General features: G+C 69.7%; 9 protein-coding genes. 4 read left to right on the top strand and 5 right to left on the bottom strand.

Annotation, left to right across the window (positions count from 1 at the left end):
- Positions 1-22: 22 nt before the first annotated feature.
- The 3 genes from AC1PK7_RS05595 (at position 23) to AC1PK7_RS05585 (ending at position 5,765) form a co-directional block, all read left to right on the top strand.
- A complete protein-coding gene (locus AC1PK7_RS05595; RefSeq protein WP_481100123.1) occupies positions 23-2,920 on the top strand; it encodes a TonB-dependent receptor in 2,898 nt (965 codons plus the stop codon).
- A gap of 128 nt (positions 2,921-3,048) precedes the next feature.
- On the top strand, positions 3,049-4,350 hold the full coding sequence (locus AC1PK7_RS05590) for a histidine-type phosphatase (protein WP_481100122.1): 1,302 nt from the start codon (positions 3,049-3,051) through the stop codon (positions 4,348-4,350).
- Positions 4,351-4,460: 110 nt separating this feature from the next.
- A complete protein-coding gene (locus tag AC1PK7_RS05585; protein ID WP_481100121.1) occupies positions 4,461-5,765 on the top strand; it encodes a jacalin-like lectin in 1,305 nt (434 codons plus the stop codon).
- 294 nt (positions 5,766-6,059) lie between these two features.
- On the opposite strand, the gene radA is transcribed toward AC1PK7_RS05585, so the two are convergent.
- From radA to AC1PK7_RS05570, 3 genes are all read right to left on the bottom strand, one after another.
- Positions 6,060-7,445 (bottom strand): DNA repair protein RadA, encoded by a 1,386-nt coding sequence (gene radA, locus AC1PK7_RS05580; protein ID WP_017907382.1) that lies wholly within the window; start codon positions 7,443-7,445, stop codon positions 6,060-6,062.
- 436 nt (positions 7,446-7,881) lie between these two features.
- Positions 7,882-9,771, bottom strand: a complete 1,890-nt coding sequence (locus AC1PK7_RS05575) for a M61 family metallopeptidase (RefSeq protein WP_481100120.1) — start codon at positions 9,769-9,771, stop codon at positions 7,882-7,884.
- Between the two features lie 159 nt (positions 9,772-9,930).
- On the bottom strand, positions 9,931-10,767 hold the full coding sequence (locus tag AC1PK7_RS05570; protein WP_481100119.1) for an SDR family NAD(P)-dependent oxidoreductase: 837 nt from the start codon (positions 10,765-10,767) through the stop codon (positions 9,931-9,933).
- Positions 10,768-10,808: 41 nt separating this feature from the next.
- On the opposite strand from AC1PK7_RS05570, the gene AC1PK7_RS05565 reads away from it, so the two are divergent.
- Complete coding sequence (locus AC1PK7_RS05565) at positions 10,809-11,282, top strand: MarR family winged helix-turn-helix transcriptional regulator (protein ID WP_481100118.1); 474 nt, start codon at positions 10,809-10,811, stop codon at positions 11,280-11,282.
- Between the two features lie 109 nt (positions 11,283-11,391).
- On the opposite strand, the gene cyoD is transcribed toward AC1PK7_RS05565, so the two are convergent.
- Together cyoD and cyoC are read right to left on the bottom strand one after the other, a co-directional pair.
- Positions 11,392-11,730 (bottom strand): cytochrome o ubiquinol oxidase subunit IV, encoded by a 339-nt coding sequence (cyoD, locus tag AC1PK7_RS05560; protein ID WP_481100117.1) that lies wholly within the window; start codon positions 11,728-11,730, stop codon positions 11,392-11,394.
- Positions 11,730-12,356, bottom strand: a complete 627-nt coding sequence (cyoC, locus tag AC1PK7_RS05555) for a cytochrome o ubiquinol oxidase subunit III (RefSeq protein ID WP_242156489.1) — start codon at positions 12,354-12,356, stop codon at positions 11,730-11,732. The genes cyoD and cyoC overlap by 1 nt, the downstream gene beginning before the upstream one ends.
- Positions 12,357-12,359: the final 3 nt, after the last annotated feature.

The raw sequence follows: 12,359 nt of genomic DNA, 5'->3' as shown, positions 1-12,359 counted from the left end.
CCCGCTCTCACAGGACCCGACGATGCGCCGTACCCTGTTCCTTTCCATCGCCCTCGCCCTGCATGCCGGCACCGCCGGCGCGCAGACCGCGCCCGTCGCGGTCGATGCGATTCCCGCGCAGCCGCTGGCGCGCGCGCTCAATGCGCTGTCGCGGCAGACCGGCCTGCAGTTCGTCTACGCCGCCGGCAGCACCGGCAATCCGCAGACGCATGGCAGCCGCGCCGGCGCGGCGCCGGAACAGGCGCTGCAGCAACTGCTCGACGGCACCGGGCTGCGCTACCGCTTTCTCACCCCGACCACAGTGACCATCGAGGCCGCGAGCGCGCCGGCCGAGACCGCCAGCACCGCGCCGGCCGCGATGACCGCCGCACCGACGCAGGCACCGACACCGACCGCGGACGCGCCGGTCAAGCAACTGGACGGCATCCAGGTGCTCGGCAGCTACGCCGGCAGCCTCAGCGCCGCGCTGCGCGAGAAGCGCTACGCCGACAGCGTGGTCGACGTGATCGCCGCCGAGGACATCGGCAAGCTGCCGGCGCAGAACGTCGCCGAAGCGCTGCAGCGCGTGCCCGGCGTGTCGATCGTGCGCGACCGCGGCGAAGGCGTGTACGTGCGCGTGCGCGGCCTCGGCCCCAACTTCCAGGTGACCACGCTCAACGGCCAGACCATGGCGGTCAACGAGAACGTGCGCACCTCCGGCCAGACCGGCCGCCAGTTCCGCTACGACACCCTGCCGGCGGAACTGGTCGCCGGCCTGGAGGTGATCAAGAGCCCCACCGCCGACCTGGACGAAGGCGCCATCGGCGGCATCGTCAACGTGCGCACGTTCCGCCCGCTGGAACTGGGTAAGACGCTCACCAACGTGTCGCTGGAGTCGAGCCAGGCGCAGCGCACCCACGCCAACGACCCGCGCGTGTCCGGCCTGTTCAACTGGGTCAACGCCGAGGGCACGTTCGGCGTGTTGCTGTCCGGCGCCTATGCGCAGCGCAGCCTGCGCCAGGATCGGGTCAACGAAGTGAGCTGGGACTACTATCGCGACGGCGTACCGGGCGTGCCCGGCGCCCACTACGTGCCCACCGGCCTGCGCCCGACGCTGGAACTGGAGCAGCGCGAGCGCACCGGTATCGCCGCCTCCCTGCAATGGAAGCCGAGCGCAGCCTGGGAAACCAACCTGGACCTGCTGTATGCCAAGCAGACCGTGCACTACGACGAGTACAGCCTGGGCGTGGGCTTCGACAGCCTGGCCAAGCTCAGCAACCTGCGCGTGGCGCACGACGGCATCGCCGGTTTCGACTACCGCAACGGCCAGGTGCAGATCTCGCGCGAGACCTCCGGCATCACCGACGACAATCGCAGCGCGCGCCTGTCCAGCACCTGGAGCGGCGATGCGTGGACGCTGGGCGCGGTGGCGTTCCACTCGCAGGCGCACAGCTACGACTCCGATCCGATCCGGCGTACGCGCCTGCGCAGCGGCACCAACCTGTCGATGCGCGTGGACATGCCGCAGGCCGATGGCGACGACGTACCCGACTGGCGCTTCACCAACGGCTTCGACCCGACCAACCCGGCCAGCGTGGCTGGCCGGCGCCTGGAGTGGCGCGAGATCGACGCGCGTGACAAGGAGGACGCGCTGCAGTTCGACGCCAAGCGCGCGCTCGGCGACGGTTTCTTCCGCGAGCTCAAGGTCGGCGCCAAGTACCGGCAGCGCTCGCGCACCTACGACCGCGCCGACCTGCTGCTGACCAGCATCGCTGGCGTGCGCTTCCCGGCCGGCAACTTCACCGCGCTGCCGGTGGACGACATGCTCGCCGACGCCGACGGCAACCTGCCGCGACACTGGCTGGCGCCGATCGAATCGACCTTCTTCGGCAATTGGCCGACCGCGGCCGACCTGGTCAACACGCCCAACAGCGCCGACCTGCAGAACTCCTACGAGGTCAAGGAGAAGATCGGCTCGGCCTATGCGATGGCCGACTTCGGCAGCGAACTGGCCGGCCGCGAAATGCGCGGCAACCTCGGCGTGCGCCTGGTGCGCACCGAGCAGACCACCGACGGCCATGCCGACGTCAACGGCAGCGCGCAACCGGTGCACTTCGCACGCAGCTACAGCAACGCGCTGCCCTCGTTCAACGCCGCCTGGGACGTGCGCGACGACATCGTGCTGCGCAGCTCCGCGGCCAAGGTCATCACCCGCCCAGACCTCACCGACCTGTCGTCCAAGCTCACCTTCAATTCCAGCGGCGAGATCCTCACCGCCAGCGGCGGCAATCCGTCGCTGCGCCCGTTCGAGGCCTGGCAGTACGACCTGACCTTCGAGTGGTACATCGACGGCACCTCGGCGCTGACCGGCGGCGTGTTCTACAAGGACATCTCACGCTTCATCCAGACCCAGATGTCGAACCTGCAGTACCAGGGCCAGACCTACCTGCTCTCGTCCAAGACCAACGGCAGCCAGGCCAGCGTCAAGGGCGTGGAAGTGGCCTACCAGCAGGTCTTCGCCGGCCTGCCGGCGCCGCTGGACGGACTCGGCATGCAGCTCAACTACACCTGGACCGACAGCGAGGCCACCTACCGCGACGGCAACCGCACCTTCACCGACAGCCTCGAAGGCGTGGCCAAGAACACCTACAACGCGGTGCTGTTCTACGAGAAGGGGCCGCTGATGGCGCGGGTGAGCTACAGCTGGAGCGACGACATCGTCAACGCGGTCGGCACCGCCAACGTCGCCACGCTCAACAGCGACACGTTCGGCAGCCTCGACGCGAACGTGGCCTGGAAGGTCAACGACACCCTGTCGGTGTTCGTCAACGCGATCAACCTCACCGGCGCCGTGCAGCGCCAGTACGTCGGCGACCGCCTGTTCGGCGGCTACACCGACTACGGCCGCACCTGGTCGGTGGGCCTGCGCGCACGTTTCTGATCCGCCGCGCCGCGGCCCGCGTGCCGCAGCCAGCCGGCGACCGCGGCCTGCATGGCCGCGGTCGCCCGCCACCGCACCGTGCGCCGCACACCGCCGCGCGGCGCACCGCCTCTGCCTGGAGCTTGCCGATGCCATCGCTGTCGCGCCTCGCCACCCTCGTCCTGTTCGCCCTGATGCCGCTGGGCTGCGCCGCGGCACACGCGCAAGCGGCCGCGACAGAAACGCTGGAAAAAGTCGTCATCCTCAAGCGCCACGGCGTGCGCGCGGCGATGTCCAGCGCGGAGCAACTGGAGCGCTATTCGGCACGCCCATGGCCGCGCTTCGCGGTGCCGGCCGGCTATCTCACCGCGAACGGCGCGGCGCTGGAACGGCTGTTCGGCGCCTACTACCGCGCGCGCTATGCACCGCTGGGGCTGTTCGCCGGCGACGGCTGCGCGGCCGCGTACTACTGGGCCAACCGCACCCAGCGCACCATCGCCTCGGCGCAGGCGCTGGCCAGCACGCTGACCCCGGGCTGCGCCAACCCAGTGCACAGCGTCGCCGAGGGTACCTCCGACCCGCTGTTCGACGGCGCGCCCGCGTTGCGCGATCCCGCCGCAGTGGCGCGGATGCGTGCGGCCATCGCCGGCCGCATCGGCGGCGATGCGCAGGCCTGGAATGCGGCCCAGGCGGATGCCATCGACAGCCTGCAGCACCTGCTGCTGCAGTGCGCGCAGCGGCCCTGCGCGGCAGCCGCCGGCAACGGCAAGCTGCGCCTGGATGCGGTGCCACCGCGGCTGGGCGACGCCGACGACGCGATCCCCGGCGTCGAAGGCCCGGCCGCGGCCGCCTCCGGCCTCAGCGAAAGCCTGCTGATGGGCTGGGCCGACGGCCAGGACTTCGCCGCGCTCGGCTGGCGCGGCGTGGACGAGGCCAGCCTGTTGCGCGCCTTCGCCCCGCACCAGGCGGAATTCGCGCTGCGCCTGCGCGCGCCGGCCGTGGCACGCATGGCCGCCTCGCCGCTGGCGGCGCGGCTGCTGGCGACGCTGCTGGACGGCAGCGGCCAGGCCACGCGCGCCGAACCGATCGGCGGCGCGGCGCGGCTGGTGGTGCTGTCCGGCCACGACGGCACCCTGACCCTGCTGGCCGGCATGCTCGACCTGCACTGGCAACTGCAAGGCTACCAGCCCGACCAGACCGTGCCCGGCGGCGCGCTGGTGTTCGAGCGCTGGCGCCGCGCCGACGGCGAACGCGTGATCCGCCTGCGCTACACCGCGCAGAGCCTGGCGCAGCTGCGCGAACGCCGCGCGCTGACGGTGCAGGCGCCGCCGCTGGAGTCGCCCGTGTTCATCCCGCAGTGCAGCCGCGCCGATGCCGCCTACGACTGCCCGCTGCCGGCCTTCGCCGCCGCGGTCGAGGCCACGCTCGATCCGCAGTTCCTGACCCCATGACGCCACGTGCGCCGGCCCCTGCCGGTCGCGCGGCGGCATCGGTGCCTTCCGGCACCGCCCCCTGGCGCTCGCGCCACCCGCTGTTCCTCCCAACCCGCAAGAGGCGATTCATGATCCAGCATCTACGCACCCTCGTGAGCTACGGTATCGGATTGAGCCTGGCCTGCGCCGGCGTGGTCCACGCGCAATCGGACGTCGGCGTGCTCGACGTGCTCACCTACAACGTCGCCGGCCTGCCGCAGGGCATTTCCAGCAGCAACCCGGCCGCCAACACCGCCCAGATCGCACCGAAGCTGGCGCCGTACGGCCTGATCAACGTGCAGGAAGACTTCAACTACCACGCCACGTTGTACGCGGGCGACCAGCACCCCTACCGCACGCCCACCAGCGGCGGCGCGGCGATCGGCGACGGCCTCAACACGCTGAGCAACTACCGCTTCGACGACTTCACCCGCATCAAGTGGGACAAGTGCAACGGCACCGACTGCCTCACCCCCAAGGGCTTCAGCTACATGCGCGTGCGCCTGGACGACGGCGTGCTGCTGGACGTGTACAACGCGCATCCCAACGCCGGCACCGAGAGCGCCGACCTGGCTGCGCGGCGCGCCAACATCAGCCAGCTCTCGCAGTTCATCCAGACCTGGTCGGCCGGCAACGCGGTGCTGGTGATGATGGACTCCAACACCCGCTACACCCGCGCCGACGACAACATCCGCACGCTGATCGCCGGCAACGGCCTGACCGATGCCTGGGTGGAACTGGTCAAGGGCAGCGCCCCGGCGGCCGGCGCCGCGCCGCTGCTGTGCGGCACCCCGCCGACCAACGACTGCGAGGTGGTGGACAAGATCCTGTACCGCGACGCGCCGCAACTGACCCTGGTCGCCAACCGCTACAAGCTCGACGACGGCAACTTCTACGACAGCGCCGGCAAGCCGCTGTCCGACCACTACCCGCTGGCCGCGCAGTTCGGCTGGGCGGTCGGCACCAGCGTGCGCACCAGCGACCAGTTCGGCGGCCCGCACGGCACGCCGTTCAACGACATCGCGAAAGGCGCCGAGCAGCGCACCATCGCCAGCGTGACCCTGCGCGGCGCCGAGCGCCTGGACGGGATCGCACTGGGCCTGGACAACGGCAGCACCCTGGCCCACGGCGGCAGCGGCGGTGATGCGGTCACGCTGCGCCTGGCGGCCAACGAGCGACTGACCTCGGCCACGCTGAGCGTGGGCCAGTACAACGGCCACACCCGGCTGTTCTCGCTGAGCCTGCGCACCAACCAGGGCCGCAGCCTGAGCGCCGGCACGCCGACCGCCGAGACCTACACGCTCACCGCGCCCAGCGGCTGGCACATCGCCGGCTTCACCGGCCGCGACGGCGACGAGATCGACAAGCTCGGCGCGATCTACCGCAAGGATTGACGCAATCGCGGGCGCCATCGCGCCTGCGGCACCGCAACGGGAACGGCGCGCGTGGCGACGCGCGCCGTTCGCTGTGCGAAAGCATCATGTCCTGACTGCGATCCATGGCCAATCGCACGCATCCGTGCAGCGAATGGATGCAGCGCATGCTGACGGAGCGAGCGGAGCGCCCACGCCAGCCGCGCGATGCGACGGCGGCGCGACCTGGACCGCAGCGTCGCACGTACCACCTCGCCGCGATCCGCAGCGACGCAGCCCGCAGAAACAGCGATGACGCGACTGTCGAGCCGCGGCCTATTCGCTCGCCGCCTCCAATGCCTGCGCCAGGCGCTCCACCGCGATCACTTCCATGCCCTTCACCGTACCGGTCTTGGGCGCATTGGCCTTGGGCACGATGGCGCGCTTGAAGCCGTGCGTGGCCGCCTCGCGCAGCCGGTCCTCGCCGTTGGGCACCGGGCGGATCTCGCCGGACAGGCCGACCTCGCCGAAGGCGATGGTCTTCTCCGCCAGCGGCCGGTCGCGCAGCGACGACAGCACCGCCAGCAGCACCGGCAGGTCGGCCGCGGTCTCCTGCACGCGGATGCCGCCGACCACGTTGACGAACACGTCCTGGTCGCCGACCACGATGCCGCCATGACGGTGCAGCACCGCCAGCAGCATCGCCAGCCGGTTCTGCTCCAGGCCCACCGCCACGCGCCGCGGATTGGACAGCGGCGAGGCATCCACCAGCGCCTGCACTTCCACCATCAGCGGCCGCGTGCCCTCGCGGGTGACCATTACGCAACTGCCGGGCTGGTGCGCGCTGCCGCCGGACAGGAAGATCGCCGACGGGTTGGAGACTTCCTTCAGGCCCTTTTCGCCCATCGCGAACACGCCCAGCTCGTTGACCGCGCCGAAGCGATTCTTGAACGCGCGCAGCAGGCGGAAACGGCTGCCGCTCTCGCCCTCGAAGTACAGCACCGCATCGACCATGTGCTCGAGCACGCGCGGGCCGGCGATGCCGCCCTCCTTGGTGACGTGGCCGACCAGGAACACCGCCGTGCCGGTCTCCTTGGCATAGCGCACCAGCCGCGCCGCGCTCTCGCGCACCTGGCTCACCGAACCGGGCGCGGCGGTCAGCGCCTCGGTCCACAGGGTCTGCACCGAGTCGGCGACGATCAGCTTGGGTCGCGCCGCGCTGGCGTGCTGCAGGATGTGCTCGATGCCGGTCTCGGCCAGCGCGTTGAGGCCGTCCAGCGGCAGGTCCAGGCGCACCGCGCGCCCGGCGACCTGGCCCAGCGATTCCTCGCCGGTCACGTACAGCACCGGCAGCGTGCCGGCCATCTTCGCCAGCGCCTGCAGCAGCAGGGTCGACTTGCCGATGCCGGGGTCGCCGCCGATCAGCACCACTGCGCCTTCCACCAGGCCGCCGCCCAGCACCCGGTCGAACTCGCCGATGCCGGTGGACACGCGCGCCTGGTCGCGATGCTCCACGTCCTTGAGCGCGGTGATCTTCGGCGTCTCGGCCTTGCCGGCCCAGCCGCTGCGGCGCGCCGCGGCCGGCGCCTTGGCCGTGGCCGCGCTCTCCAGCACGATCTCGCTCAACGTGTTCCAGGCACCGCATTCGGTGCACTGGCCCTGCCATTTGTTGTATTCGGCGCCGCACTCGCCGCAGACATAGGCCGTTTTCGCTTTCGCCATCTGCTTCTGGTCCGCTCAGACAATGCATCAGCATAGTGGCTGGCCGTCTCAGCGTCCGCGACGGAGGTGCGCCGCGCTCGTCCAGCGGCATCGCCGGGCAGGCAAACCAGGCATTTCCGTAGGAGCGGCTTCAGCCGCGACCTGGCGTTACCGGCAATGCCCGATCGCGGCTGAAGCCGCTCCTACACGATGCGCCCAGACGATGCCTTGTGGGAGGGACTTCAGTCCCGACTGCACGCTACCTGGGAGGCGTTCCCTTTCCCGATCGTCGCGCCTGAAGTCGCTCCCACACGACGCTCCGCTGGCTGCAGGAATATCGCCGCTGCGGCCTTGGGCGATCCGCAGCGGCCGGAAGATCCACATCAAGACGCCATGACGCACTCTGCCTACCACCCGGCGCACCATGGCGCCGGGTCGTCGGCCGCATCAGCCAACATCAGCGCGCCTTGTACAGCTCGCTCAGGCGATCCGGCGTGCCGGCGATGCGCTCCAGGTGCGGATACTGCAGACCGCCGTGGTAGGCGATGCGCAAGGTGTCGTAGCGGTCGCCGCGCTTGACCAGCAGTTCGACCGGCGTGCTGCCGCCCTTGGCCGCGGTGATCGCGTCCTTGAGCGCCTCGGCGCTGTACTCCTGGCCACCGACCGCGACCACGCGGTTGCCGGCGATGAGGCCGGCGTTGAACGCCGGGCTGTCCCACAGCACGGCCTGCACCTGGCCCTGCTGGTCCAGGCTCAGACCCAGCGAATAGCTCAGGTCCAGGCTCTTGTTGCGCGCCTCGCTGGTCTTGTTGGCCGCGTTCGGCTGATCGGTATAGACCAGCTTCCAGCCGCTGGCCTCGATGCCGCCGACCAGCGAATCGTGCGCATCGAGACGGCTGCGCAGCAGGGTCGCCCAGTCGTACTTGGCGATGCCGTCGAGCGTGGCGACGATGTCGTCGAAGGTGTAGGGGTTCACGTCCCAGGCGCCGTCGTGCATGCCGAAGAACGCCTTGGCGAAATCGTCCAGCGAGCGCTTGCCGCCGCTGAGCTCGCGCAGCTTGGCGTTGACCTCCAGCCAGACCATCTGCCCGCCGGAATAGTAGTCCTCGCTCAACTGGTAGCTGCGGTAGGCGCGCGGCCGGCGCATCGACATGGTCGGATCGTTGGTGGTGTCCTGCAGCGCGCGCCAGGCCAGGCCGGGCCGGCCGCGTTGGTAGGTCGCGGCAACGTTGGCCAGCATGTCGCGCGCCTGGTCCTGGGTCCACAGCCCTGCGCGCGCGGCGACCACCTCGCCCCAGAACTGGGTCTGGCCCTCGTACAGCCACAGCAGGCTGTCGCCCATCGGCACGTTGAAGTTGGGCGTGGCCAGGTCGGCGCCGCGGCGGTACTTGCCGTTCCAGGAGTGGTTGAACTCGTGCGCGAGCAGGTCGCGCATCTCCCAGCTCTTGTCCCACTCGGTGAAGTAGTCGAGCGGGCCGCTGTTCTCGCTGGAGCGATGATGCTCCAGGCCGATGCCGCCGAGCTTGTCGGTCAGCGCCAGCAGGAACTCGTAGTGGTCGAAGTGGCGCGCGCCGTACAGCTTGTCCATCTGCTGCACCAGGGCCACGTGCGCCTTGACCTGCTCGGGCTTGGCCTCCAGCGACTTGGGCTTGTCGGCAAACACGTTCAGCGCCACCGGCGCCTTGCCCTTGTCGTCCAGCACGATGCGCTTGTAGTACTTGCCGGCGAACATCGGCGAATCGACCAGGTCGTCGAAATCGATCGGCTTGAACGTGACCGTGTCGCCGCTGCGCGTAGCGGTCTCCAGCGCGGTGGCATAGCTCCAGCCCGCCGGCAGGGTCACGCTGGCCTGCGCCTTGATGTTGCGCGCGTACACGCCGGCCGGATACAGCGCGGTGGTGTTCCACTGCAGGTTGAGCATCTCCGGGGTCATCATCACCCGGCCCTGGCCGTCGCCCTGCGAGGACAGGAACTGGTACTCGGCGACGATCTCGCTGACGCCGGCGGGCACGTCGACCTTGAACGCATAGACGTCGTACTGGTCGCGCGTCCACGGCAGCACCTTGCCGTTGGCCTTGATCACCAGCCCGGCGAGCTTGTCGATCGGGCCGGTCGGCGAATGGTTGCCGGGGATCCACTGCGGATACAGCAGGGTCATCGGCCCCGGCGTAGCCGGGATGGTGCTGCGCACGCGGAAGATGCGATGGGCCAGATCGGTGGCATCGACATCGATCTTCAGCGTGCCGGCGAACGGCACGTCGCGCGGCGGTGCGGTCTGCGCCGAGGCCTGGAACGCGACAGTGGCGGCCAGCAGCAACGGCGCCATCCAGGCGGTGGACTTCTTCATGGGGTCTCCAGGGGGCGAACGACAGCGGACAGGCAAACCCCCATGCTATGCCTGCGCCGCCGCCGCGTGCCATGCCATAGGTCATGCCCGTGGCGATCGCGCGACCGGTTCGTGCCGCGCGCGACGAGAGGCGAGCCCGAAGAGGCCGCAGATCGCGCTTCAGTACCTGCGCACGGGAAAGCGTCCGGAGAATCCATCGAACACGGCACGCTCCACGTCGAGACGCTGCCGAAACTCCGCCGTATCGGTCATTCCGAAGCCAAGCTCATCGGCCTGCCCCGCCGCGAGGCCGGCGAAGATGGCGTCGCAGAAGTCGTCCAGGTCCGCGCCGTGGGCCATGCCAGGGCCCGCCAGCGCCGTGCGGACCGCGGGCGGAATGATCTCGACGACCCTGACCGGCGTCGCGGCAAGCGCGAAGCGGAGATTGCGCGTATAGCTGTGGAGCGCCGCCTTGCAGGCGCTGTAGACCGGGGCGAACGGCTGCGGAACGAAGGCGCCGCCGGAGGAGACATTGGCGATGAGCGCAGGCGCGCCATGCTGCAGCAACAGCGGGACCAGCAGATGGTTCAGATGCACGACGGCAGCGAACAGGATGTCCATCTCGCGCTGCCGCTCGGCCCAGGGCGCCTGGTCGTCGGCGAGCGCGACACGCCGCTGGATGCCGGCGTTGTTGACGACCACGCGCAGCCCGGGATGCCGCGCGTGCAGGTACTGCGCGAGTCGCTCGCGCTCTTCGGCGACCCCGATGTCGTTGACCAGGGTCTGCAGACCGGGCGCGGCCTGGGCCGCGCGGTCGAGCTTGCCTGCATCGCGGCCGGTGACCAGCACGTTTGCCCCCGCGGCCAGGAAGCGCCGCGCGAGGCCGAACCCGATGCCGTCGCTGCCGCCGGTCATCACCACATCCACACCTGCGAACGTCATTGCGGACATCGCCATCGCCTCCAGGAACTGCGTATCCGCTCGGCTGGCATCGCACGCCTGCCAGCGGCCACGCATAGGTTGTCATGTCAACCTAGAAGTACGCCCTTCGGGTTGCCATGTCAACCAGCGCCACCTATGGTGACCGCATGAAACACCCACGACTCTCCGCAGGCGAACTGGCGATCTGGCACGCCTTCAAGCAGATGGGCCAGACGGTGATGACCGCCGTCGAAAAGGACCTGGCCGACCATGCCGGCCTGACCGGCAGCGACTTCGGCGTGCTGTCGCGGCTGGTGGATCTGGGCAAGGGCGAGCTGCGTCAGCAGGCGCTCGCCGATTCCATGGGGTGGCACAAGAGCCGGCTGTCGCATCAGCTCACGCGCATGCAGACGCGCGGCCTGGTCCGCCGCAGCGACGCCGAGCCGCGCGTGGTGACGGTGGCCATCACCGCCCTGGGCCGGGAGAAGATCGCGGCGGCGCGGCCGATCCACGCCGCCGCGGTCAGAACCTGGCTGCTCGATCGCCTCAGCGCGGAAGACGCGCAGGTCCTGCTGAAACTCTCCGCGACGCTCGGCTCGGACCGCAGCTGACGGCGGCGCGCCTATCGGCCATCTGCACCTTGCAGGGCGGCCGCACCGGACCGTAGAACGCAAAAGGCCGCCCGGAGGCGGCCTTTGCGAACCTGCGGCGGTGCCGCCCTCAATGCATCATGTTGACGTTGAGGTTGTGCATCACCCACAGCGAGCCGACCACCACGATGCCGATGATCAGCAGCGAGAACAGGCCCACGTGCACGTTGGAGCGCTGTTCGGCCGAACGGTCCATGTGCAGGAAGTAGATCAGGTGCACCAGCATCTGCACCGCGGCCAGCACCGCGATGACGATGACGGTGACGCCGCGCGGGAACGCCCCGCTCATCACCATGCCGAACGGGATCACGGTCAGGATCACCGCCAGCACGAAGCCGACCAGGTAGGACTTCAGGCCGCCGCCGTGGCCGTGGTCGGCGTGCGTGTCGGAGGAATGATGGTTGGCCATTACAGCGCTCCCAGCAGGTAGACGATGGTGAACACGCCGATCCAGATCACGTCCAGGAAGTGCCAGAACAGGCTCAGGCACGCCAGGCGGGTCATGTTGCGCGGGGTCAGGCCGTTCCTGGCGATCTGGATCACCAGCACGGTCATCCACAGCAGGCCCGAGGCCACGTGCAGACCGTGGGTGCCGACCAGGGTGAAGAAGGCCGACAGGAACGCACTGCGGCCGGGGCCGGCGCCCTCTTCGATCAGGTGGTGGAACTCGTAGAGCTCCATGCCCAGGAAGCCCAGGCCCAGCGCCGCGGTAACCGCCAGCCAGCCGTACAGGCCGCCCATGCTGCGCTTGTTCGCCGAGATCATCGCCAGGCCGAAGCCCAGGCTGCTGAACAGCAGCAGGAAGGTTTCCACCAGCACGAACTTCAGGTCGAACAGTTCCTTGGCGGTCGGGCCGTCCACCGTCGCGCCGGCCAGCACCGCGTAGGTGGCGAACAGGCCGGCGAAGATGAGGCAGTCGCTCATCAGGTAGACCCAGAACCCGAAGACGGTGTTGCCGCCCGCGTCGTGATGTTCGTGGTCGTGGTCGTGGCCGCCCGCGTGGGCGGCGTGGGGATCGAGCGTCGTGGAAGCCATGGT

The sequence above is a fragment of the Xanthomonas sp. NCPPB 3174 genome, from assembly GCF_056725205.1.
The sequence above is the reverse complement of the archived record's forward strand: the minus strand, read 5'-3'. Positions and strand labels throughout refer to the sequence as shown.

Bases quoted from the DNA above. Each gene is read 5' to 3' on its own strand.
- AC1PK7_RS05595 (WP_481100123.1), top strand. From the start codon at position 23: ATGCGCCGTACCCTGTTCCTTTCCATCGCCCTCGCCCTGCATGCCGGC.
- AC1PK7_RS05590 (WP_481100122.1), top strand. From the start codon at position 3,049: ATGCCATCGCTGTCGCGCCTCGCCACCCTCGTCCTGTTCGCCCTGATG.
- AC1PK7_RS05585 (WP_481100121.1), top strand. From the start codon at position 4,461: ATGATCCAGCATCTACGCACCCTCGTGAGCTACGGTATCGGATTGAGC.
- radA (WP_017907382.1), bottom strand. From the start codon at position 7,445: ATGGCGAAAGCGAAAACGGCCTATGTCTGCGGCGAGTGCGGCGCCGAA.
- AC1PK7_RS05575 (WP_481100120.1), bottom strand. From the start codon at position 9,771: ATGAAGAAGTCCACCGCCTGGATGGCGCCGTTGCTGCTGGCCGCCACT.
- AC1PK7_RS05570 (WP_481100119.1), bottom strand. From the start codon at position 10,767: ATGCGTGGCCGCTGGCAGGCGTGCGATGCCAGCCGAGCGGATACGCAG.
- AC1PK7_RS05565 (WP_481100118.1), top strand. From the start codon at position 10,809: ATGTCAACCAGCGCCACCTATGGTGACCGCATGAAACACCCACGACTC.
- cyoD (WP_481100117.1), bottom strand. From the start codon at position 11,730: ATGGCCAACCATCATTCCTCCGACACGCACGCCGACCACGGCCACGGC.
- cyoC (WP_242156489.1), bottom strand. From the start codon at position 12,356: ATGGCTTCCACGACGCTCGATCCCCACGCCGCCCACGCGGGCGGCCAC.